This window comes from Methylobrevis pamukkalensis (assembly GCF_001720135.1).
In the GTDB taxonomy this organism is placed as follows: Bacteria; Pseudomonadota; Alphaproteobacteria; order Rhizobiales; family Pleomorphomonadaceae; genus Methylobrevis; species Methylobrevis pamukkalensis.
The window spans coordinates 14,702-37,637 of record NZ_MCRJ01000012.1 but is presented as its reverse complement, the minus strand read 5'-3'; the positions used below and the strand labels follow the sequence as shown (position 1 = coordinate 37,637).

Genomic DNA, 22,936 nt, shown 5'->3' with positions numbered 1-22,936 from the left:
TGCCTCTTCGGACGCAGATCTGCCTGCCGGCTGCCACCCGCCTCTCCGTCGTCATTCCCGCGAAGGCGGGAACCCAGCGGTCGGCAGGCAACGACCTGCGGCGAGTGCGATGCCCCGTCACGGGTTGCAACGCGGAATGCTTTCGCACCCGTCCGCCCGGGATGGATGGGTTCCCGCTTTCGCGGGAATGACGACCCGGAGGTCCGGGGCTGGGAGGCAGGAAAGGACACCACATGCAGCCGGATCGACGCCGTTTCCTGGCCCTCGTCGCGGGGGCGACCGTGCTCGGGCCGCGGCGCCTGTTTGCCGCCGCGCCCGACGGAAGCCCGCGGTATGCCGCCTGCGCGAAGCTGGCCGATGGCAGCTTTGCCGTGGTGCTGATGGACGAGGCCGGGAATATCCTCGGCAGCCGGCCACTGCCGGGGCGGGGGCATGAGATCGCGCGCGATCCGACGTCGGCTCGCCTCGTCGCCTTCGCGCGCCGGCCGGGCAGTTTCCTCGCCGTGTTCGAGCCGGACGCGCGGACCGCGCCGCTGATCGTGCCGGCCGCACCCGGCCGGACCTTCTACGGCCACGGCGCCTTCAGCCCCGACGGCGGGCTTCTCTATGCGACCGAGAACGATTTTGCGACGCCCGGGGCGCGATCGGCCTCTATGCGCCCGTGGCGGCTTTCGCCGGATCGGCGAGTTTTCCTCCGGCGGCATCGGCCCGCACGAGCTGCTGCTGATCGACGGCGGGCGGACATTGGCGATCGCCAACGGCGGGCTCGACACCGGACCGGAATTCGGCCGCACCAACCTCAACACCGCCGACATGACCCCCTCGCTGGCGCTGGTCTCGGCCGACGGCGGGGGCCTTCTCGCCAGCCATGATCTGGGCGACAGCTTCGCGCAGCTGTCGATCCGGCATCTGGCCGCCGACCGCTTCGGCGCGCTGTGGTTCGGGTGCCAGCACGAGGGGCCACGGACCGAGCTGCCGCCGCTGGCCGGCCGGCTCGGCGACGACGGGCGCATGGAACTGATGGAACTGCCGAAGGAACTGCGGGTGCGGCCGCGCAACTATGTGGGCGCGGTGTCGGCCAGCCGCGACGGCGGAACGGTCGCCTTCTCGGCGCCGCGCGGCAACGTGGTCTTCGCCTTCGACGCGGCGACCCGGCGCTTTGCCGGGATGGCCGCCCTTGCCGACGGCTGCGGCATTTCCCCGACCCGCGAGGCCCGGACCATTCGCGGCGCCGGCGGGGAGGGGGATGTGGTGGATTTCGTGTTTGGAGAAGAGGGCGGGACCGCCCGCAAGGTGGCGCGGGACGACCTTGCGTTCGACAATCACCTGACGTTGTTGTGACGACGTCCTCCCATAGGGGAAGGGCGAGATGACCGGTGAAGGCGGAGAGCATTGCGCCCCCTCCCGACCCGGCCTGCGGCCGGGCCACCCTCCCCACAAGGGGGAGGCATGGTGCGGGGGGGGGGCGGCCCGTGAAGACGGATAGACGCCGGATTTTCCTGAGGTCTACTCTCAGGCCAGTTCGTGGCGCCAGGGCGGGTTGGCGCCGGGGCGGGAGACGGTGACGGCGGCGGCGCGGATGCCGAAGGCGACGCAGGCGGTGATCTCGTCGGCGGTCATGGCCGCGAGGCGGTCGCGGGACAGATATCCGCCCTCGTAGAGTGCGACCAGGGTGCCGGCCTGGAAGGTGTCGCCGGCGCCGATGGTGTCGGCGACCGTGACCTTGGCCGCGGGCACCTCGATCCGGCCGGCACTCGCATGCCAGGCGACGACACCGTCGCCGCCGCGGGTCAACAGCACCAGCTTCGGCCCCGCCGCCAGCCAGCCGGCCGCCTTCGCGTCCCAGTCAGGTTCGCCATAGAGGAACTCGAAGTCGACGTCGGACATGCGCAGCACGTCGGCGTAGCCGATCAGCTCCTCGATCCGGCGGCGGTAGTCGTCGCGATCCTTCGTCAGCGACGGACGGCAGTTGGGATCGAGCGAGATCACCGTCCTGCCGGCGGCATCGCGCACCATCTTCAGCGTCTCGGTCGAAACCGGGTCGTTGATCAGCGTGGTCGAGCCGACGTGGACCACCTCGATCGTCGAAAAGTCGATCGAGCCGGGGCGCCAGGTCCAGTTCCGGGCGGCCGAGGTCTCGTCATAGAAGGCGTAATGCGGCTCGTTGTCGACGATGCGCACGAAGGCGAGCGTGGTCTCGTCGTCGGAGCGGCGCAGATGATCGAAGCTGACGCCGGACGCCGCCATGTGGTCGGCGATCATCTGGCCGAACATGTCGTTGGACACGCCCGCCACGAAGCCGGTCGGGGCGCCGAGCCGCGCCATGGCCACCGCGATGTTGAGGCAGGAGCCGCCCACCGCCGGCACATAGCCGTCGCGCCCGTCGGCGGTCTTGACGGGCACGAAATCGATCAGCGCATCGCCGCAGGACAGAAGCATGACACCGGCCTCCCGCCGAGAATTTGTCCGTTCGTAGCGACAATTCTTCGCGCTCGCAACGCCCCTGATCGTCGGGCTCACAAGCCCGTTCGGCAGATTGGGGTGCCCCTGCGGTCCTCAAAAGTCACTTGACGATGTGATTACATCAAAATACTGATGTAAAAAAATCGGAAGCGAGCGATCACGTGGGCAAGGTGACGATCCGGGATGTGGCCGAAGCGGCAGGCGTCAGCGTCGCCACCGTCGACCGTGTCCTCAACGGACGCGCCGGCCGCACCTCGCGCAGCGCCGCCCGGGTGGAAGAGGCGATCGCGCGCCTCGGCTATGCGCCCTCGGCGCTGTCGGCCCGGGTGGGCGCGGCGCCCGGCCGCTTCGTCTTCGTGCTGCCCGCCGGCTCCAATCCCTTCGTGGCCGGCCTCGCCGACGCGGTGGAGCGGCTCGGCGACTGGATGCCCTTCGATGCCGCCCGCTACGAGACGCTGTTCGTCGACGTCTTCGACGGCCCCGGCCTTGCCCGCATCCTCGACGGCCTCGACCGCAACGGGCTCGGCGGCGTGTCGCTGGTGGCCCTCGACCACCCGATGGTGCGCGAGGCGGTGAACCGGCTGCATGACGACGGCGTGCCGGTTGTCACCCTCGTCTCCGACCTGCCGGGCTCGCGGCGCAGCCACTATGTCGGCATCGACAACATCGCCGCCGGGCGCACCGCCGGCAGCCTCATGGGACGGTTTCTTGCGGGCCGGCCGGCCGAAGTCGCCATCGTCGGCGGCTCCTTTGCCCTGCGCGACCATGTGGAGCGTCAGCTCGGCTTCAAGCAGGCGCTGTCGGAGAGCTATCCGGCGGTGACGGTGGTCGGCATGCGCGAGGGTCGCGACGACGGCGACGCGACGCGGCGGACCGTGGCGGCGCTGCTGGCCCAGTATCCCGGCCTCGCCGGCATCTACAGCGTCGGCGCGGGCAACGCCGGCATTGTCGAGGCGCTGAAGGCGGCAGGGCGCAACCGGGACATGGTGTTCGTTGCCCACGAACTCTCCGCCGACAACCGGGCGGCGCTGATCGCGGGCGTGATCGACGCGGTGATCAACCAGGACTGCGGCCACGAGATCCGCTCGGCGGCGCGGGTGATGCGTGCGCTCTCGGCGCGGGTGCCGATCGTCGACGCGCAGGAGCGGATCCGCATCGACATCTTCCTCGCCGAGAACCTGCCCTGAGGGCGCCCGGCCGACAACAAGACCCGCAAGCAACAAGACCAGAGACACGGGAGGACGGAGACACATGTACATCGGGATCGACATCGGCACGTCGTCGGTGAAGTCGGTGCTCATCGACGACGCCCAGACGATCATTGCCAGCGCCAGCGTGGCGCTGGAGGTGTCCCGGCCGCACCCCGGCTGGTCCGAGCAGGAGGGCGACGCCTGGGTGACGGCGACCTATGCCTCGCTTGACGAACTGGCCCGCAGCCATCCGGCCGAGATGGCCAAGGTCAAGGGCATCGGCCTGTCCGGCCAGATGCATGGCGCGACCCTGCTCGGCGCCGACGACAGGCCGCTGCGCCCGGCGATCCTGTGGAACGACGTGCGCTCGGCCGCCGAATGCGCGCAGATCGAGGTGCGCTGCCCGAATTCGCGCGAGATCGCCGGCAACATCGCCATGCCGGGCTTCACCGCGCCGAAGCTCGCCTGGGTGAAGGCCCACGAGCCGGAGATCTTTGCAAGGACGCGCAAGGTGCTGCTGCCGAAGGACTATGTCCGCCTGCATCTCACCGGCGAATATGCCTCCGACATGTCGGACGCCGCCGGCACGCTGTGGCTGGATGTCGCCGGCCGCAAGTGGTCCGACGACCTCCTGCCGCGACGGACCTGACCCGGGACCACATGCCGGGTCTGGTCGAGGGCACCGAGGTCTCGGGCCGTCTGCGCGCCGAGCTTGCCGGCCGCTTCGGCATCGCCGGCACGCCGGTGGTGGCCGGCGGCGGCGGCGACAATGCGGCGAGCGCGGTGGGCATGGGCACGGTGACGCCCGGCGCCGCCTTCGCCTCGCTCGGCACGTCCGGCGTGCTGTTCGTCTCCAACGACCGCTTCTCGCCCAACACCGCCGGCGCGGTCCACGCCTTCTGTCACGCGGTGCCGGACACCTGGCACCAGATGGGGGTGTTCCTGTCGGCGACCGACAGCCTCAACTGGCTGTCCGGCCTGCTGCGCACCCCGGCTGCCGATCTTGCCGGCGCGCTGGGCGCCCGGGTGGAACGGCCCTCACCGGTGCTGTTCCTGCCGTATCTGTCGGGCGAGCGTACCCCGCACAACGACGCCGGCGCGCGCGGCGCCTTCGTCGGTCTCGGCCATGAGGCCGGCGCGTCCGCGATGACCCAGGCGGTGCTGGAAGGCGTCGCCTTTGCCTTCCGCGACTGCCTGCGCGTCCTGTCCGATGCCGGCAGCAGGGTGGAGCGCGCCGCGGCCATCGGCGGCGGATCGCGCTCGCCCGTCTGGCTGCAGATCATGGCGAACGTGCTCGGCATTCCCCTGGACCTGCCGAAGGACGGCGATTTCGGCGGAGCCTTCGGCGCCGCCCGTCTCGGCCTCATCGCCGCAACCGGCGCCGACTATCGCGAGATCGCGACGCCGCCGCCCACCGAACGCGTCATCGAGCCCGATCCGGCCCTGGCCGCGGCCTATGACGACAGCTACGCCCGCTACCGGGCCCTCTATCCCGCCATCAAGGAGGCACTGACATGAGCACCGGATTCTTCGGCGATATCGCCCCGATCAAGTTTGCAGGACCGGACAGCACCGATCCCTTCTCCTTCCGCTACTATGACAAGAACCAGCTGGTCATGGGCAAGCGCATGGAGGATCACCTCCGCTTTGCCGCCTGCTACTGGCATTCGCTGACCTTTGCCGGTCTCGACCCCTTCGGCGGCATGACCTTCGATCGCCCGTGGTTCAAGCCGGGCAACGAGATGGAGATGGCCAAGCTGAAGGCTAATGTCGCCTTCGAGCTGTTCCAGATCCTCGACGTGCCTTTCTTCACCTTCCACGACCGCGACGTGGCCCCGGAAGGCGCGAGCTTGCCGAGTCCAACCGCAATGTCCGCGAGATCGCCGACGTCTTTGCCAGGAAGATCGACGAGACCGGCGTGAAGCTGCTGTGGGGGACGGCGAACCTGTTCTCCAACCGCCGCTACATGGCGGGTGCCGCCTCCAATCCGGACCCGGACGTGTTCCTCTACGCTGCGGCGCAGGTGAAGAACGTCTTCGACATCACGCGCGATCTCGGCGGCGAGAACTACGTGCTGTGGGGCGGCCGTGAAGGCTACGAGACCCTGCTCAACACGTCGCTGAAGCGCGAGCTCGATCAGCTCGGCCGGTTCCTGTCGATGGTCGTCGACTACAAGCACAAGACCGGCTTCAAGGGCGCGATCCTGATCGAGCCGAAGCCGAAGGAACCGTCCTCGCACCAGTATGACTATGACGTCGCGACCGTCTACGGCTTCCTCAAGGCCTATGGCCTCGAGAAGGAAGTGCAGGTCAACGTCGAGCAGAACCACGCGATTCTGGCCGGCCACAGCTTCGAGCACGAACTGGCGCTCGCCGCCGCCCTCGGCATCTTCGGTTCGGTCGATCTCAACCGCGGCCATTACCAGCTCGGCTGGGACACCGATCAGTTCGGCATGAACGTGCCGGAGCTGACGCTGGCGATGGTGGAAATCATGCGTGCGGGCGGCTTCACCACCGGCGGCTTCAACTTCGACGCCAAGATCCGCCGCCAGTCGCTCGACGCCGAGGACCTGATCCACGGCCATGTCGGCTCGATGGACGCGATGGCCAAGGCACTGCTGTCGGCGGCCGCGATCATCGAGGACGGAGCGCTCGACGGTCACGTCGAGCAGCGCTATGCCGGCTGGAATGCCGAGCTGCCGCAGGCGGTCCTGAAGGGCGAGAAGACGCTGGAAGACCTCGCCGCCCATGTCGAGGCGACCCGTCTTGACCCGCAGCCGGTTTCCGGCCGCCAGGAATATCTGGAAAGCCTCGTCAACCGCTTCTGCTGAGGCCCGGGTCAGGGCGCGGGGCCGATGGCCCCCGCCGGAACCCGGAGGTGGGTTGCACAAACAGGTCCATCAAACAGGAAGGAGCCGCGTTCCGGGCGGAACGCGGCTCCTTTTGCTTCGCGATGTCGCCGCCGTCGTCACACAGTCGGGGGGCGACGGCCGGTGACGAGGCCGTAGATCAGCGAGATCGCGAAGAGAACGATCGCGACGAAGAAGATCAGCTTCGCAATGCCCATGGCTGTACCGGCGACGCCGCCAAAGCCAAGAACAGCAGCGATCAGCGCCACGATGAGGAAAGTAAGAGCCCAACCAAGCATTGTCCGTCTCCAGTCTTGTCTGGTTCGTTGTGATGCAGTGAAAACGTAGGGTGGCCGAAGTTTGTTCCTGCGTTTTCGATCGGGACCTTGAAATTTCGCAACGATGGCCAGCCCCGGCCTATCGGCGCCGCCGGTCCCCCGGTCGCCGGCCGCGTCGGCGCGGGAGGCGTCCGCAGTGCAACAGACGAAATCTTTACCGGATCCGGGCATAGACACAGGCGTGAAGCCCCGGCGATCCGGGTTTGCCGCGCGGGAGACCCGGATGCTGCGACGCCTCTACGACTGGACCCTGTCGCTGGCCGCCAGCCGGCACGCCGCGACCGCCCTTGGCGGCGTCTCCTTCATCGAAAGCTCGGTGTTTCCGATCCCGCCCGACACGCTGCTGATCCCGATGGTGATCGCCCGGCGCGACCGTGCCTGGTGGTATGCCACGCTGTGCACGATCACCTCGGTGCTCGGCGGCCTTGCCGGCTATCTGATCGGTGCCTTCCTGTTCGATGAACTCGCCAGTCCGATTCTGTCCGCCTACGGCTATCTCGACAAGTTCGAGGAGTTCCGCGGCTGGTACAACGAATGGGGCGTGTGGATCGTGCTGTTTGCCGGCGTCACGCCGTTTCCCTACAAGGTCGTGACGATTGCCAGCGGCGCCACCGGGCTCAACGTCGTGGTGTTCATGCTGTCGAGCATCGTCGCCCGCGGCCTGCGCTTCTTCATCGTCGCCGGATTGCTCTATCGCTTCGGCCCGCCGATCCGCGACTTCATCGAGCGCCGGCTCGGCCTCGTCTTCACGGTCTGCCTCGTGCTGCTGATCGGCGGCTTCGTCGCGGCGCGCTACGCGTCTGACGACGCCGGAACGGTGGCCTGCCATGCCGGCCGGCCCTTGCCGCCGGCGGCCGACCTTTCTATCGTCGGCGCCCGTTGCCCGAGACGCGGACAGAGCTGACGACATGAAGCCGACCAATCCGATCTTCACCGGAATGCCGACCACGATCTTCGAGGCGATGTCCGCGCTGGCCCGCGAAACCGGGGCGATCAACCTCGGCCAGGGCTTCCCGGACGTCGACGGGCCGGAGGAGATCCGGGCGAAGGCCGCCGGGGTCTCGCTGCACGGGCCGAACCAGTATCCCTCGATGATGGGCATTCCCGGACTGCGCCAGGCGGTGGCTGCCGCCAACCGGCGCTTCTACGGTCTCGACGTCGACTGGCAGCGCGAGGTGCTCGTCACCTCCGGCGCGACCGAGGCGCTGGCCGACGCGATTTTCGGCCTCGTTGCGCCCGGCGACGAGGTGATCGTGATCGAGCCCTTCTACGACAGCTACGTGCCGATCATCCGCCAGGCCGGCGGCACGCCCGTGTTCGTCCGCATCACCCCGCCGGAATGGGCGATCGACCCGGACGCGCTGGCGCGCGCCTTCTCGCCGCGCACCAAGGCGATCATCGTCAACGACCCGATGAACCCGGCCGGCAAGGTGTTCACGCACGAGGAGCTTTCGCTCATTGCCGGGCTCTGCCTTGCGAACGATGCCTATGTGATCGCCGACGAGGTCTACGAGCACCTGACCTTCGACGGCCGGCGCCACGAGACGCTGATGAGCTTTCCCGGCATGCGCGAGCGGGTGGTGCGGATCGGCTCGGCCGGCAAGACCTTCTCGCTCACGGGCTGGAAGATCGGCTATGTCACCGCCGCGCCGAACCTCCTGGAGCCGATCGCCAAGGTCCACCAGTTCGTCACCTTCACGACGCCGCCGAACCTGCAGGCCGCCGTCGCCCACGGGCTGGCCATGGGCGACGACTATTTCACCGAGCTTGCGGCGACCCAGGCCGGCAAGCGCGACCGGCTGGCGGCGGGGCTTGCCTCGGTGGGATTCGAGGTGATGGCCTGCGGCGGCACCTATTTCATCACCACCGACACCGGCCCGCTCGGCATCGACGACGATGCCGAGGCCTGCCGGCGCCTGACCCGCGAGGCTGGGGTCGCCGCCGTGCCGGTCTCGGCCTTCTACGCCGGCAACGCGCCGACCCGCTTCATCCGCTTCTGCTTCTGCAAGCGCGACGAGGTGCTGGACGCTGCCGTCGAGCGGCTGGAGCACTGGCTGCGCAAGGCGGCGTGACCCCGTTGCCGGCCGGACCGGTCCCGTGCATCGGCCGCCATGGCGCGGCAAGAGGAACTGCCTGATGACCAATCCCGTCCTCGTCGAAGTCCTGCGCGGCGGCGTCGTCGAAAGCCGCCACCGCGGGTCGATCGTGGTGATCGACGCCGACGGCGGCGACGTGCTCTCGCTCGGCAACGTCGCGGCGCCGGTGTTTCCCCGTTCGGCGATCAAGGCCTTCCAGGCGCTGCCGCTGCTGGAATCGGGCGCCGCCGACCGCTTCGGCCTCGACGACGCGGCGATCGCGCTCGCCTGCTCGTCGCACAACGGCGAGCGGCGGCATGTGGAGGTCGCCCGGCGCATGCTGGCGGCCTGCGGCTGCGACGAGGGCTGCCTCGAATGCGGCCCGCAGCCGCCCGAGCGCGAGGCCGACAAGGCCGTGCTGGCGCGGATGCAGGGCCGGCCGGCCCGCATCCACAACAACTGCTCCGGCAAGCATGCCGGCTTCATCTGTGCGTCGGTGGCGATGGGCGTCGACCCGGCCGGCTACGCCCGGCGCGGCCATCCGCTGATGGACGCGGTGATCGACGCGGTCTGCGACATGACCGGCGCCCCGTTCTCGGAGGACCTCTGCGGCACCGACGGCTGCTCGATCCCGACCTTCGCGGTCTCGCTGGCCTCGATCGCCCACGGCTTTGCCCGCTTCGGCACCGGCACCGGCCTCGGACCGGAGCGGGCGAAGGCGGCGGCGCGCATCCGCGCGGCGGTGGCGGCCGAACCGTTCATGGTCGCCGGCACCGGCCGCTTCTGCACCCGGGCGATGACCGTGCTCGACCGCCGCGCCTTCGTGAAGACCGGCGCCGAGGGCGTCTTCACCGTGGCGCTGCCGGACGAGGGCCTCGGCATGGCGATCAAGATCGACGACGGCGCGGCCCGCGCCTCCGAGGTGGTGACGGCCGCGGCGATCGAGGCGTTCCTGAAGCTGGCCGGCGGCGAGATCGCCGACCTCGTCCGCCCGCAGATCCTCAGCCGCAACAAGGAGTCGGTCGGCGAGATCCGGCCGTCCGAGGCGCTGCTGAAGGCGCTGGGGGCCTCGTAAGGCTTCCGGGGCGGGTGGATCTCCACGCGCCTCAAGGGGATGCGGCAGGCGACGGGATCGTGAAGTCGATGACGGCCGGACGAGCCACGGATCTGCGGGCATCGAGGGACTTTTCCACGTCGGGAAACGGGGGGACGGCGCAGTCGTCCTTGCCCGCCGGCCGGTCCCAGATGTCGCGGGCATAGCGGCTGCGCACCGCCAGCACGACGGCTTCCGTCCTGTCATTGCGCATCAGGCCCGCCGCCGCCAGCGAGCGGGCGACCTCCTCGAGGATGTCGGCGGATTGCTCGAAGGTGATGGCCTTCACTTCCGGCGGTGCGTCGCGCCCGCAGCGGTGCACCTCGAACAGCCAGTCGTGGATGATGTAGGCCGGGCCGAGGCCCCAGGGCGACAGGCCGGGCACGCCCCACAGGATGCGCGGCACCGAGCCGCCGTCGGTGTACATGTCCTCCGGCACGATCGGCACGGTCAGGAAACTCGGCTGGAAGCTGAGGGCGTTCGCGGTCCTGCGGTAGATGAAGGCGTCTTCCCTGTTCCACTCGACGAGAACGCGTCCCTGAAGGATCCCGGTCGGGCCGGCGGTCGAGCCGCCCGAGACGCATCCGCCGAGACACAGCAAGGCCGCAAGAGTCCGGACGATCCTCGATCTGATCATGACGTGAGGCCCCCGCCGCAACGTTCGCGATGATAACCGCGAAACGCGACAGGCGGCAATCGTCACGACACCCGGTTGTTCTCGATCGTCAGGTTGGAGAAATTCGCCGCGCTGGCCCGGGCCAGATCGCCGGTGACGAGCTCGCCGCCCCGCTCGCCGCGGATCGCGCCCTCGCTGGCGCCGTCGATCATGTTGCCCGACAGCACCGCCCCGCCGGCACCCTCGGCGACCGAGACGGCGATGCCGACCCGCCCGCCGCGCAGCACGTTGGCCGAGGCGACGAGGCCGTTGGCCCCTGCGGCGCCGCCGGCATAGATGCCGTAGAGCGGCGCGTTCTCGACGACGTTGCCGGTGACGCTTGCCCCGGCGGCCACCGAGATGCCGATGCCGTCGCCCTCCGCCGGCTCTTCGCCGGGGCCAAGGCGCGCACCACGTTGCCCTGGCAGACCGCCGGCCGGTCCTCGCCGCCGGAGAGGCGGATGCCGGCCGCGGCGCCGTCGATCACGTTGCCGGAGACCAGCGCGCCGCCTGCGCCCGCAACCTCGATCGCCGTGCCGCCGGACCGCAGGCAGCTGTTGCCGACGAGCTGGAGCCCGGGGCTGGCGCTGGCGTGGATCGCGCCGGCCGCGCAGTCGGCGATGCGGTTGCCGGACACGATCACCGCGCCTGCGCCGGAGAGCAGTACGCCGGAGCCGGCCCGCCCGCCGGCGCCGGTGCGGCTGGCGATCCGCTCGATGCGGTTGTCGGAGACAAGGCTGCCGTCCTCGCCGGGCGTCCAGCGGGTCAGCGACACGCCGGCCTCGCCGCAGTCGGTGATCTCGTTGCCGGAAATCGACAGGCCGACCGCCTCGATGACGGCAAGGCCGCTGCCGGCGGCGCCGTTGATCCGGCAGCCGGTGACGCGGCCGGAGACGCGGGAAAGTGCCAACGCGGTGCCGGAACTGCCCGAGACGGTGCAGCGCTCGATGGTGAGGTCGGTGACGGCGGAGAAGGCGAGCAGGCCGGCGTCCGGATCGTCGAGAGCGCGGTTGGCGCCGTCGATTGTCACGCCGTCGAGGCGACGTCGGAGACGCCATTGGCGGTCAGCAGCCGTCCGCCGCCGGAATAGACCATCACCGAGCGGCCGGGGATGCCGATGATGCGCACCCCGGAAGCCATCGTCAGGTTGGAGACGAGGTAGCGCCCCGGCGGCAGGAACAGCGGCCGACCCTCGCGGGCGGCGCGGTCCAGCGCCTGCTGCATCACGAGGCTCTGGTCGTCGGAGGCGCCGGGGGCAAGGCCGTGGTCGACAGCGCCGAACGAGCCGCGCAGGCCGGCAAGTTCCGTGCGCGCGGTCTCGGAGCGGGCCGGCACCAGCATCAGCCCGGTCCCCGCCGTCGCCATCGTGCCATATAGAAACGCCCGGCGATCCATTCTGGGTCTTCCTCCGCTGGATGGAGGAAGCGGAGCAAGGATCGGGCCGGGGGAGCTTACATCCCCAGCATCGCCGCGATTTCGGCGGCGGCAAGCGAGGCGGAGAGGCGGCCGGCGCGGACGTCGGCTTCGAGGCGGCGGTTGGCGTCGCGCAGGGCGGGGTCACGGTCGAGGCGGTCGCGGAAGCGGGTGAGGATCATCTCGCGCATCCAGTGGACCTGCTGGTCGCGGCGGCGGGCATCGAAGCGGCCGGAGCGGACGGTCACGTCGCGGTAGCGCTCGATCTCCGACCAGACGACGTCGAGGCCCTCGTTGGCAAGGCCCGAGATCGTGACGACCGGCGGGGTCCAGTCGGGCGTTCCGGCGCCGAGGATGTGCAGCGCCGCGCGGTACTCCGACGCCGAGGCGCGGGCGCGCAGGGCGCCGTCGCCGTCGGCCTTGTTGACGGCGATCATGTCGGCGACTTCGAGGATGCCCTTCTTGATGCCCTGCAACTCGTCGCCGGCACCCGGCAGCATCAGCACGAGGAAGAAGTCGACCATCTCGGCGACGGTGGTCTCCGACTGGCCGACGCCGACCGTCTCGACGAGGATCACGTCGAAGCCGGCCGCCTCGCACAGCAGCATCGTCTCGCGGGTGCGGGCGGCAACGCCGCCGAGCGTGCCGGCCGAAGGGGAGGGGCGGACATAGGCGTTGGGATCGACGGCAAGCCGGGCCATCCGCGTCTTGTCGCCGAGGATCGAGCCGCCGGTGCGGGTGGACGACGGATCCACCGCCAGCACGGCCACCTTGTGGCCGGCGGCGGTGAGATTGGTGCCGAACTGGTCGATGGTGGTGGACTTGCCGACGCCCGGCACGCCGGTGATGCCGATGCGCAGCGAGCGGCCGCTGTCGGCGAGAAGCTCCTGGAGCAGGTCGCGCGCCTTCGCCTGATGCTCGGGCTTCCGCGATTCCACGAGGGTGATCGCGCGGGCGAGCACCGCCCGCTCGCCGGCGCGGATGCCGGCGGCAAGGCCGGCCACGTCGGTGTCCGGGCGCCGGACATCGCCGGCCGGAGCGAGACGCGCGGTCATCGCCGTCAGCCGCCCGCCTGCGGCGTCCAGATCATCCGCTGCAGCGTGGAACTGGCCACGGTCGCCGGATCGGGCAGGGTGTCGGAGGCCTCGTAGTTCGGGATGGCGAAGACGAGCGTGACGGACGGCGCGCCGCGCGCGGTGCAGATCGGCATGCCGGCCCAGTTGCCGCGGCCGACGCGGCACTGCCCGATGTCCTGGCGCGTCTCGGCGAAGCTCATGCCGATCCGCTCGCCGTTGGGCCCGGCCATGTGGTGGGTGACGCCGTGGATCGCCTCGATCCGGCCGCCGCCGGCCGGAAGGATCTGCAGCACCTGCAAGCCATCGTGGAAGGCGGCGAGCGCCGTCTCCGTGCGCGTTTCGGTCGCCATGGTCACGGTGTCCACGGTGTAGCCGGGCAGGGCGGTCTCGATGGCCGCCTTGGAGTAGGGCGTGCCGGCGCCGACCGGGCCGGCACCGGTCTGGCCGAGCACCAGCAGGGTGTCGGTCGGAACGCTGCTGATGTCCTCGATCGAGGCGGAGCAGCCGCCGACGAGGAAGAGGAGGAAGCCGGCCGCGGCGATGCGGGCCTTGCCGGCGGGCGAGGAGGTGTGGGGGGCACGTCTCATCATGAAAGGCCGATAGCACGGCCCGGCGGGCGCGGAAAGGGCGGCGGCGGGATGCGGCGACATGCCTCCGGCAATATCCCCCGCCGCCATCCGGCTCAGCCGAGCACGACGGCCGTGCCGGTGGCCGACACCATCAGCATCGAGCCGTTGTTGCCGACCGTCTCGTAGTCGATGTCGACGCCGATCACCGCGTCGGCGCCGAGATTCAGCGCGTCGGCGCACATCTCGTCGACGGCGATCTTGCGGGCGCGGCGCAACTCGCTCTCGTAGGCGCCCGAGCGGCCGCCGACAATGTCGCGGATCGAGGCGAACAGGTCCTTGAACACGTTGGCGCCGAGAATGGCCTCGCCGGTGACGAGGCCGCGATAGGCGACGATCCGCCGGCCTTCGACGGTGTGGGTGGTGGTGACGAGCAAGGACGGTCCTCCGGGCTGCGGGCGCCCGCACCGGGCGGCGGGGGCGGCGCGATGATCGGGCCGAAGCCGCGCCGCCGCAAGCCCGGAGGTGGTCGGTAGGCAGGGTCAGACCGGGGACCGGGCCGGGTCTCAGACGTCGGCGGCCTCCGCCACTTCCGCCATCTCCGGCACCTGCACCGTGCTGAGCCGCGACATGCGGTTCCAGGCGTCGAGGCCGGCGATCTTGTAGGCCTCGGCAAGGGTCGGATAGTTGAAGGTGTTCTCGATGAAGTAATCGATGGTGCCCTTCAAATTCAGCACCGCCTGGCCGATGTGGATCAGCTCGGTCGCGCCCTCGCCGACGATGTGGACGCCGAGCAGGCGCCGCGTCTTCAGCGAGAAGATCATCTTCATCATGCCGGTGTTGAGCCCCATGATGTGGCCGCGCGAGGTCTCGCGGAAGCGGGCGATGCCGCATTCGTAGGGAATGCCGCGCGTGCGCACCTCCTCCTCGCCCATGCCGACCGTGGAGATTTCCGGCACGGCGTAGATGCCATAAGGGAAATAGTCGGGGGCCGGCGGCAGCGGCATGCCGAAGGCGTGGCAGGCGGCGACCCGCCCCTGTTCCATGGAGGTGGAGGCAAGGCTCGGAAAGCCGATCACGTCGCCGGCGGCATAGATGCCCGGCACGCTGGTGGCAAAGGTCTTCGGATCGACGGTGATCCGGCCGCGATGGTCGGTTTCCAGCCCGGCGGCGGCGAGGTTCAGCGAATCCACGGAGCCGACGCGCCCGGCGGCAAACAGCAGCGCCTCGGAGCGGATGCGCCGGCCGCCGGACAGCACCGCCACCGGCCAGCCGTTCTCCATCACGATGCTGTCGACCTTGTCACCGAGCCGGATCGCCATGCCGCGGTCGCGCAGGTCGTGGACGAATTCGTCGATGATCTCGCGGTCGATGAAGTCGAGGAAGCTGGAGCGGGGCTCGATCAGGGTCACCGACACGTCGAGCGCGGAGAAGATCGTGGCGTATTCGACGCCGATGACGCCGGCGCCGATCACGGTCAGGCTGCGCGGCAGCTTGCCGATCTCGATGATCTCGTCGCTGTCGAGCACGTTGCTGCCGTTGAAGGGCACATAGTCGGGGCGGAATGGCCGGGTGCCGACCGCGATCAGCACGTTCTCGGCGCAAAATTCGGTGCGCTCGCCGTTGTCGGCGACGACCTCGATCCGGTTCGGGCCGAGAAAGCGGGCCGTGCCCCAGACCGTGTCGACCGAATTGCGGGCGAACTGGTGCTCCAGCACGTCGACCTCGTGGTCGAGGGTCTTGTAGAGCCGGGCGAGCAGGTCGTCCGAGCCGATGTCCTTCTTCACCCGGTAGGCCCTGCCGTAGAAGCCGCGCTCGCGCCAGCCGGTGAGGTTGAGCACGGTCTCGCGCAGGGTCTTGGACGGGATCGTGCCGGTGTGGACCGACACGCCGCCGACCCGGCGCCCCTTTTCCACCACCAGCGCCGATTTTCCGAGCTTGGCGCTCTGGATGGCGGCACGGCGCCCCGACGGCCCGCTGCCGATCACGATCATGTCGTAGGTCTTCATGTCCGCCTGTTTCCCCCAGCATCGCCCGACTGTCATGGCCCGACCGTCATGCCCCGGTCTCCGGGCCGGCGCCCCGCGCCGCGGCGCCATCATTGCCGTCTTCGATGACAGGCGTTCGGGCGACGACGGGCGAACGGGCGAACGGGCGAACGGGCGGGCCTCTGGCGGAGGCATGCACGTCCGGGGCCAGATCGGCCGGCGGAAGCCCCGAAAACGCCACAGCACGGGACAGGACATCCTGGATCCCGAGGCCGGAAGGCCTGTTTCATCGCGGCCGATCGCGCCGTAAATTCAGGAGCATCGAAGTCGTGGGCGATTCGCGTTCGAGTCGGATCGCGGCAGGGGCGAAGGCGGGGCGGGATCGATGAAGGACATGTCCGTCGGAGCGGCGCCCGGCGTCAGGCTGCGGATCTGGCCGAAGACGCTCGGCCTGTCGCTGCTGTCGATCCTTGCCTCCATTCTTGTCACGCTCGCGCTGGAGGCCGTGTTCGTCCGCCCGTTCTTTCCGGGGATGAATCTCTACATCGGCGCCGGCATCGCGGCCGGCGTCTCGGCGATGCTGGCAACGCCGACGATCTACGTGTTCCTGAGGATGCAGGCGCGGCTGAAGTCCCTCTATGGCCGGGTCGAGCAGCTGGCGATGGCCGACGACCTGACCGGACTGATGAACCGCCGCTGCTTCGTCCAGACCGCGGAACGCGATTTCGTCGTCCCCGGCCTTCCGGTCGGGGCGCTGCTGATCGACATCGACCGCTTCAAGTCCATCAACGACCGCTTCGGCCACGCCTGCGGCGACGCGGTGCTGATGCGGGTCGCACGGGCGATTGCCGAGGCCGCGGGGGAGGGCCGGCTTGCCGCGCGTCTGGGCGGCGAGGAGTTCATCGTCCTCGGAGCGGCCCTCTCGGAGACGGAGGCACTGGCGCTCGCCGAACGGGTCCGCGCGGCGGTGGCCCGGCAGCGGATCGTGTTCGGCACCGACGTGCTGTCGGTCACGGTCAGCATCGGCGTGGCGCTGGCGGCGGATGACTATACGTTGAGCGCATTGATGTCGCAGGCCGATCTTGCGCTCTACGACGCCAAGCGCGACGCCGCGACAAGGTGGTGCCCTACCGGCCGCAGATGGCCTTCGCCGCACTCGCGAGCCGTCCCGGCCGGACGCCGCCGCCTGAAAGCGCCGCCGCGGAATAGGTGGGCGGCTCCGGAAGCGGAGCCTACTCGGCCGCCTCGAGATCGCCGTGGCCGAGGCGGCGGTTGAGGTCGTGCAGCAGGCGGCCGGCGGCCTCGGCGATCACGGTGCCGGGCGGGAAGATCGCGCTGGCGCCGGCCGCCTTCAGGGCGTCGTGGTCCTGCGGCGGGATCACGCCGCCGACGACGATCATGATGTCGCCGCGGCCGTGCGTGTCGAGCGCCGCCTTCAGGGCCGGGACCAGCGTCAGGTGGCCGGCGGCGAGCGACGAGACGCCGACGATGTGCACGTCGTTCTCGATCGCCTGGCGGGCGGCCTCTTCCGGGGTGGCGAACAGCGGGCCGATGTCGACGTCGAAGCCGAGGTCGGCGAAGGCCGAGGCGATCACCTTCTGGCCGCGGTCGTGGCCGTCCTGGCCCATCTTGGCGACGAGGATGCGCGGCCTGCGACCCTCGTTTTCCTCGAAGGCCTCCACCAGCCGGGCGATGTCGGCGATCTTCTCGTGCATGCGGCCCGCCTCCCGCTTGTAGACGCCGGAAATGGAGCGGATCTCGGCCTTGTGGCGGCCGAAGACCTTTTCCATCGCGATGGTGATCTCGCCGACCGTCGCCATGGCGCGGGCGGCCTCGATGGCAAGCGCGAGGAGGTTGCCCTCGCCGCTGGCGGCCGAGGCGGTCAGCGCGTCGAGTGCGCGCTCCACCGCGGCCGGATCGCGCTCGGCGCGCAGGCGCTTCAGCTTCTCGATCTGGGCGGCGCGCACGGCCGAATTGTCGATCTTCAGCACGTCGATCTCGGTCTCGGTGCCGACGCGGTACTTGTTGACGCCGATCACCGGCTGGGCGCCGCTGTCGATGCGCGCCTGGGTGCGGGCGGCGGCTTCCTCGATCCGGAGCTTCGGGATACCGGCCTCGATCGCCTTGGCCATGCCGCCGAGCGCCTCCACCTCGGCGATGTGGGCGAGCGCCTTCTCGGCAAGGTCGGCGGTCAGCCGCTCCACGTAGAAGGAGCCGCCCCAGGGGTCGATCATCTTGGTCGTGCCGCTCTCGTCCTGCAGCATGATCTGGGTATTGCGGGCGATGCGGGCGGTGAAGTCGGTCGGCAGGGCGAGGGCCTCGTCGAGGCCGTTGGTGTGCAGCGACTGGGTGTGGCCCTGGGTCGCCGCCATCGCCTCGATCACCGTGCGCACGACGTTGTTGTAGGGATCCTGCGCCGTCAGCGACCAGCCGGAGGTCTGGGAATGGGTGCGCAGCGACAGCGAGCGCGGGTCCCTCGGATCGAACTCCCGCTTCATCAGGTTCGCCCACAGCAGCCGCGCGGCGCGCAGCTTGGCGACCTCCATGAAGAAGTTGGTGCCGATCGCCCAGAAGAAGGACAGACGCGGCGCGAAGCGGTCGACGGGCAGGCCGGTGCGGATGCCGGTGCGCACGTATTCGATGCCGTCGGCCAGCGTGTAGGCCAGTTCCAGGTCCGCCGTCGCGCCCGCTTCCTGCATGTGGTAGCCGGAAATCGAGATCGAGTTGAACTTCGGCATGTTCTCGGAGGTGAAGGCGAAGATGTCCGAGATGATCCGCATCGAGGGGCCGGGCGGATAGATGTAGGTGTTGCGGACCATGAACTCCTTGAGGATGTCGTTCTGGATGGTCCCCGACAGCTTGTCGGCCGAGACGCCCTGTTCCTCGGCGGCAACCACGAACAGCGCCAGCACCGGCAGCACCGCGCCGTTCATGGTCATCGACACGCTCATCTGGTCGAGCGGGATGCGGTCGAACAGGGTGCGCATGTCGTAGATGGAATCGATCGCCACCCCGGCCATGCCGACGTCGCCGGGCACACGCGGATGGTCGCTGTCGTAGCCGCGATGGGTGGCGAGATCGAAGGCGACCGAGAGGCCCTTCTGGCCCTGCTCGAGGTTGCGCCGGTAGAAGGCGTTGGAATCCTCGGCGGTGGAGAAGCCGGCATACTGGCGGACCGTCCACGGGCTCTGGACATACATCGTCGGATAGGGGCCGCGCAGATAGGGCGCAAGGCCCGGCCAGCCATCGACATGGGTGAGGCCGTCAAGGTCGGCGGCGGAAAACACCGGCTTGACCGTCACGCCCTCGGGGGTCATCCACGGTTCGGCGGCCGTGGGCACGGCGGCCGGGGCGAGGCGGCGGTAGGGCACGTCGGCAAAGGAGGGGAGACGGCTCATGCTCTTCACTCCTGTCCGGGGGCGGGGAGGGCGACGCCGAGATCGGCGAGGAGATCCCGCAGCAGCGCGATCATGTCGAGACCCTCGTGGACGAAGGCACTGACGCCGGCGGCGCGCCAGTCGGCCTCGCGCTCGCCCGGCCGGCCGGCCATCAGGATCTTCGCGGCACCGGCGGCGGCGAGCGCCCGGGCGGCGTCTTGCGCCAGTGTCTCATAGGCGGCATCGCTGGAACAGAGACAGGCGATGCGCGCGCCGCTCTGCGCGAAAGCGTCCGCCAGCGTCTCTCCCGTCAGATGTCCGCCCCGGCCCTCGGCCTCGATGCCGCCGGCCTCGAACAGGTTCTTGGCCCAGGTGCTGCGCAGGGTGTAGGCCGAGACCGGGCCGAGGTTGGCGAGGAAGATCGCCGGCCGCGCGCCGGTTGCGGCGAGATGGGCGTCGGAAGCATCGCGCAGCGCCTCCCAGGGCTCGGCGATGCGGTGAGCGGGCACCGCATCGGCAGGCGCGGCCGCCTGCGGCAGCGGCGCGGCGACGCTCGGCCTGCGCTCGGTGAGCAGCGGCCAGGTGCTGGTGCCCGTGATCGGTTCGCGGCGGCGGGCGACGGCGAGGCGCGAGGCGTCGGCGTGGGCGGCGATGCGGCCCGAAAGTGCGCCGGAGGCAAGGCTCGCGGCAAGGCCGCCCTCGGCCTCGATCCGGCGGAACTCGTCCCAGGCGCGTTCGGCGAGCGCGTCGGTCAGCGCCTCGATGCCGCCGCTGCCGGCGGCCGGGTCGGCGACGCGGAAGATGTTGGATTCCTCCATCAGCACGGTCTGCACGTTGCGCGACAGGCGCCGCGCGTCGTCGTCCGGCAGGCCGAGCAGGGCGGTGTGCGGCAGGGTCGAGATCGCGTCGGCGCCGCCGGTGGCGGCCGCGAAGGTGGCGACGGTGGCGCGCAGGATGTTCACCCACGGGTCGCGCTTCGTCATCATCCGCCGCGCGGCTTCCGCGTGGACGAAGGCGGGGGCGGCGGCAAAGCCGCAGGTCTCGGCCATCAGCGCATGCAGACGGCGGAAGGCGCGCAGGCGGGCGATGGTGAGGAACTGGTTCTGGTCGGCAACGAGTCTGTATTCGGTCCGCGCGAACACGGTGGCCGGATCGGCAAGGCCGCCGGCCTCGGCCCGGCGCAGGTATTCGGCGGTGGTGGCGAGCGCGATGGCGATCTGCTGCGAGGGCGCCGCGCCTGCCCCGTGCCAGCCCTGTCCGCGGGCGGACAGCCAGGTGCCGGGGAGATCATGGGCCGCGCCGATGCGCAGGGCCGCGGCAAGGTCCGCCGACGGGTCGGCCGCGCCGGCGGCGAAGGGGTCGACGCCGAGATGCAGACCGCCGCTGCGCTCGCCCTCCGTGTGCGCGACGAAGCCGGCGATCTCGTCCAGCCGCGCGGCATCGCCGCAGGACAGGTGGATCGCGATCATCCCGACATAGACGCCCTCGAACAGGCGGGCCGGGTCGACGCTGGCGACCGGAAGGCGGATGTCGACGCCGCCGACCCCGCCGGACAGTTCGTCGAGCAGGCGGGCATTGGCAAGCTCCGCCGTGTCGACGTCGAGCGGCTGGACGATGCACACGGTGCGCCGGCAGGGCGGCCGGCGACCACCACCGCATCGCGCCGCGCCGGGGAGAGCGGGGGAACGAGAATGCGTCCGGCGTCTTCGCCGCGATCCTGTCGAGGGACCCGCCCTTGAGGGCCTTGTCGACCGCGGCCCGCCAGGCGGCCTCGTCGGCCGGCTCGATCGTGCCGTCCAGCAGCGCCGACAGGCGCGCGCCTTGCTCGGTCATGGGTTCCCGTCCCGTTGTTGTCGTTGCCCGCGCGGCCGCACGTCCACGCGGCCACGCGGTGCCGCCGGCCGCGCCGGGGGACTTCGCACCTGCACAAGAGATCAGGCGCGGTCCGCCGGCAAGGCGACGGCTGGTCGCATCCGCATCCTGCCGCCGGGAGGGGGCTGGCTCAACCGCTACTTCTGGCGGGTGCCGTGCGGCAGTCGCTCGGCGGCGATCTTGTCGATCCGCAAGCCGTCCATGTCGACCACCTCGAAACGCCAGCCGAGGCAGGTGAAGGTCTCGCCGGTGGCGGGCAGATGGCCGAGACGGGCGAGCACGAAGCCGGCGGCGGTGTGGTAGCCGCGGTCCTTCGGCAGCTTGAGCCCGACGATGTCGGCCATGGCATCGACCGGCATCGAGCCGGAGATCATCCAGGAGCCGTCGTCGCGCTGGTAGTAGGCGGTGTCTTCCTCGGCATCGAGGTCGGACTTGAAGCCGCCGACGATGGCGCCGAGCACGTCGGCCGGCGTGACGAGACCGTCGAAGTCGCCGTATTCGTCGTGGACCAGCGCCATCGGCACGTCGGCGGCGCGCAGGACCTCGAGCAGTTCGGGAGCGCCCATCGTGTCGGGGACCACGGGCGCGGGCCGGATGAGATCGGCGATCGTGAACTCGCTGCCTTCGACGAGCGCGGCGAGCAGGTCCTTGGCGGCGATCACGCCGACGATGTCGTCGAGCCCGTTGCGGCAGACCGGCAGGCGCGAATGCGGCGACTTCGCCAGCCGCTCGCGCAGCACGTCCGGCGAGGCGTCGAAGGGGAGCCAGTCGACCTCCGTGCGCGGCGTCATCAGGCCCTTGGCCGAACTGTCGCCGAAGCGGAACACGGCCGAGAGCAGGCGGCGCTCGTGGGATTCGATGCGCCGGCGTTCTCCGCCTCGTCGATCAGCGAGCGCACTTCCTCCTCGGTCACGCTGGGCCCGGTTTCCTCGCGGATGCGCAGCAGGAAGAAGACGAGGCGGGAGGAGACGTCGAGCAGCCAGACCAGCGGCGCCGCCACCCGCGACAGGATGTTCATCGGACCGGCGACGAGACAGGCAATCGCCTCGGGATTGCGCAGCGCGATCTGCTTGGGCACCAGTTCGCCGACCACCAGCGAGAAATAGGTGATCACGGCGACCACGAGGCCGAATCCGAGCGGGGCGGCGACGGCCTGCGAAAGGCCCGCCTCGATGAGCACGGCCTCCAGCAGCGCGCCGAGCGAGGCACCCGAATAGGCGCCGGCAAGAATGCCGACGAGGGTGATGCCGATCTGGACCGTGGACAGGAAGCGGCCGGGGTCAGCCGAAAGCGCCATGGCGGCGCGCGCGCCGGGTCGGCCGTTCTCCACCATCGACCTGAGGCGGGACCGCCGGGACGAGACGAGGGCCAGTTCGGACAGGGCGAACACACCGTTGAGAAGGATGAGTCCGGCGACGATCAGGATTTCGATCATGCAGTCGATCGGCCCGCGCAAGGAGGAGCGAGCCGGTGTTTCTCCTGTGGCAGCGGGCGAGCCTCAGACGAACTGCTCAAGCCCGGGGATGGCGCCGACGATGTCGTCGACGAGGTCTGAACCCGCGTGCTCGCGGGCATAATCGACGAATTCGCGCGTCAGGCCCTGGATCTCGCCCATGTCGAGGCCGGCCGAGCTGAGCTGGGTGAAGGCCGCCATCGCGCCGCCACCGACGAGCCCGCCGAGACCGGCGAACAGGCCGCCGCCGCCGGACGGGGCGGCGGACAGGAAGTCCGTGAGGCCGAGCTTTTCGGCAAGCTCGTGGACCTTGTCGCTCGGGCCGTCACGATCGAGAAAGTTGAGCACGATCCGAAGGGCCGTGTCCGCGGTGTCGGTGCTGATCCCGATGTTCTCGGAAACCCGTCGTACAAGCTCGTGCATGCCGCAGCACTCCAGCCGAATTTCGTCGGCGGAATAGATACCACGGCCACCGTGAAAACAAGCGTGAGTTTTCCTCACGGACTGTTCACTGCGCCGCGCGTGTCTT

Annotated in this window: 18 protein-coding genes and 5 pseudogenes; 9 read left to right on the top strand and 14 right to left on the bottom strand. The window is 70.0% G+C overall.

Annotation, left to right across the window (positions count from 1 at the left end):
• Positions 1-233: 233 nt before the first annotated feature.
• Positions 234-572: pseudogene (locus A6302_RS26000) on the top strand (DUF1513 domain-containing protein); the annotation flags it as partial.
• A 52-nt stretch (positions 573-624) separates the two neighbouring features.
• Positions 625-1,341 (top strand): DUF1513 domain-containing protein, encoded by a 717-nt coding sequence (locus A6302_RS03575; RefSeq protein WP_169833487.1) that lies wholly within the window; start codon positions 625-627, stop codon positions 1,339-1,341.
• 171 nt (positions 1,342-1,512) lie between these two features.
• Here the strand turns inward: A6302_RS03575 and A6302_RS03570 are convergent, their stop codons facing one another.
• On the bottom strand, positions 1,513-2,439 hold the full coding sequence (locus A6302_RS03570; RefSeq protein ID WP_069305891.1) for a carbohydrate kinase family protein: 927 nt from the start codon (positions 2,437-2,439) through the stop codon (positions 1,513-1,515).
• A 185-nt stretch (positions 2,440-2,624) separates the two neighbouring features.
• Here A6302_RS03570 and A6302_RS03565 point away from each other — a divergent pair, with 185 nt between their 5' ends.
• The 3 genes and pseudogenes from A6302_RS03565 (at position 2,625) to xylA (ending at position 6,483) form a co-directional block, all read left to right on the top strand.
• Positions 2,625-3,650, top strand: coding sequence for a LacI family DNA-binding transcriptional regulator (locus A6302_RS03565; RefSeq protein ID WP_069305890.1), 1,026 nt, complete (start codon positions 2,625-2,627; stop codon positions 3,648-3,650).
• A 64-nt stretch (positions 3,651-3,714) separates the two neighbouring features.
• Positions 3,715-5,171 (top strand): annotated as a pseudogene (gene xylB / locus A6302_RS03560) (xylulokinase).
• Positions 5,168-6,483, top strand: a pseudogene (xylA, locus tag A6302_RS03555) (xylose isomerase). Before xylB ends, xylA begins: the two co-directional pseudogenes overlap by 4 nt.
• A 137-nt stretch (positions 6,484-6,620) precedes the next feature.
• On the opposite strand, the gene A6302_RS03550 reads toward xylA, so the two are convergent.
• Positions 6,621-6,800 (bottom strand): DUF1328 domain-containing protein, encoded by a 180-nt coding sequence (locus A6302_RS03550; protein WP_069305889.1) that lies wholly within the window; start codon positions 6,798-6,800, stop codon positions 6,621-6,623.
• Positions 6,801-7,062: 262 nt separating this feature from the next.
• Here A6302_RS03550 and A6302_RS03545 point away from each other — a divergent pair.
• The 3 genes and pseudogenes from A6302_RS03545 to A6302_RS03535 form a co-directional block, all read left to right on the top strand.
• A pseudogene (locus A6302_RS03545) lies at positions 7,063-7,635 on the top strand (YqaA family protein); the annotation flags it as partial.
• Positions 7,636-7,747: 112 nt separating this feature from the next.
• The gene (locus A6302_RS03540; RefSeq protein ID WP_069305888.1) at positions 7,748-8,911 is read left to right on the top strand and encodes an aminotransferase; all 1,164 of its coding nucleotides are present in this window, start codon (positions 7,748-7,750) and stop codon (positions 8,909-8,911) included.
• 64 nt (positions 8,912-8,975) lie between these two features.
• On the top strand, positions 8,976-9,989 hold the full coding sequence (locus A6302_RS03535; protein WP_069305887.1) for an asparaginase: 1,014 nt from the start codon (positions 8,976-8,978) through the stop codon (positions 9,987-9,989).
• Positions 9,990-10,020: 31 nt separating this feature from the next.
• Here the strand turns inward: A6302_RS03535 and A6302_RS03530 are convergent, their stop codons facing one another.
• From A6302_RS03530 to sthA, 8 genes are all read right to left on the bottom strand, one after another.
• Positions 10,021-10,644 carry a DUF1353 domain-containing protein gene (locus A6302_RS03530; RefSeq protein WP_141703391.1) on the bottom strand — a complete coding sequence of 208 codons (624 nt, stop codon included), beginning with the start codon at positions 10,642-10,644 and terminating at the stop codon, positions 10,021-10,023.
• Between the two features lie 62 nt (positions 10,645-10,706).
• Positions 10,707-10,850 (bottom strand): hypothetical protein, encoded by a 144-nt coding sequence (locus A6302_RS22630; protein WP_169833484.1) that lies wholly within the window; start codon positions 10,848-10,850, stop codon positions 10,707-10,709.
• The gene (locus A6302_RS03525; protein WP_141703390.1) at positions 10,832-11,692 is read right to left on the bottom strand and encodes a right-handed parallel beta-helix repeat-containing protein; all 861 of its coding nucleotides are present in this window, start codon (positions 11,690-11,692) and stop codon (positions 10,832-10,834) included. The genes A6302_RS22630 and A6302_RS03525 overlap by 19 nt, the downstream gene beginning before the upstream one ends.
• Complete coding sequence (locus A6302_RS21905) at positions 11,689-12,003, bottom strand: glycosyl hydrolase family 28-related protein (protein ID WP_169833486.1); 315 nt, start codon at positions 12,001-12,003, stop codon at positions 11,689-11,691. Before A6302_RS21905 ends, A6302_RS03525 begins: the two co-directional genes overlap by 4 nt.
• A 110-nt stretch (positions 12,004-12,113) precedes the next feature.
• Positions 12,114-13,130 carry a methylmalonyl Co-A mutase-associated GTPase MeaB gene (meaB, locus tag A6302_RS03520; protein WP_069305885.1) on the bottom strand — a complete coding sequence of 339 codons (1,017 nt, stop codon included), beginning with the start codon at positions 13,128-13,130 and terminating at the stop codon, positions 12,114-12,116.
• A 5-nt stretch (positions 13,131-13,135) separates the two neighbouring features.
• Positions 13,136-13,741 carry a DUF1131 family protein gene (locus A6302_RS03515; RefSeq protein ID WP_169833485.1) on the bottom strand — a complete coding sequence of 202 codons (606 nt, stop codon included), beginning with the start codon at positions 13,739-13,741 and terminating at the stop codon, positions 13,136-13,138.
• Positions 13,742-13,833: 92 nt separating this feature from the next.
• Complete coding sequence (locus A6302_RS03510; RefSeq protein ID WP_069305884.1) at positions 13,834-14,154, bottom strand: heavy metal-binding domain-containing protein; 321 nt, start codon at positions 14,152-14,154, stop codon at positions 13,834-13,836.
• 129 nt (positions 14,155-14,283) lie between these two features.
• Entirely contained in the window at positions 14,284-15,726 is a 1,443-nt protein-coding gene (gene sthA, locus A6302_RS03505) for a Si-specific NAD(P)(+) transhydrogenase (RefSeq protein WP_069305883.1), read from the bottom strand.
• A gap of 364 nt (positions 15,727-16,090) precedes the next feature.
• On the opposite strand from sthA, the gene A6302_RS03500 reads away from it, so the two are divergent.
• Positions 16,091-16,981 (top strand): GGDEF domain-containing protein, encoded by an 891-nt coding sequence (locus A6302_RS03500; protein ID WP_069305882.1) that lies wholly within the window; start codon positions 16,091-16,093, stop codon positions 16,979-16,981.
• Here the strand turns inward: A6302_RS03500 and scpA are convergent.
• The 4 genes and pseudogenes from scpA to A6302_RS03480 all read right to left on the bottom strand — a co-directional run bounded on the left by scpA (position 16,938) and on the right by A6302_RS03480 (position 22,830).
• Entirely contained in the window at positions 16,938-19,103 is a 2,166-nt protein-coding gene (gene scpA, locus A6302_RS03495) for a methylmalonyl-CoA mutase (protein ID WP_069305900.1), read from the bottom strand. The genes A6302_RS03500 and scpA overlap by 44 nt on opposite strands.
• 5 nt (positions 19,104-19,108) lie before the next feature.
• A complete protein-coding gene (locus tag A6302_RS03490) occupies positions 19,109-20,704 on the bottom strand; it encodes a methylmalonyl-CoA mutase family protein (protein WP_141703387.1) in 1,596 nt (531 codons plus the stop codon).
• A 387-nt stretch (positions 20,705-21,091) separates the two neighbouring features.
• Positions 21,092-22,389 (bottom strand): annotated as a pseudogene (locus A6302_RS25995) (hemolysin family protein).
• A gap of 63 nt (positions 22,390-22,452) precedes the next feature.
• Positions 22,453-22,830 (bottom strand): hypothetical protein, encoded by a 378-nt coding sequence (locus A6302_RS03480; protein WP_069305881.1) that lies wholly within the window; start codon positions 22,828-22,830, stop codon positions 22,453-22,455.
• Positions 22,831-22,936 lie beyond the last annotated feature (106 nt).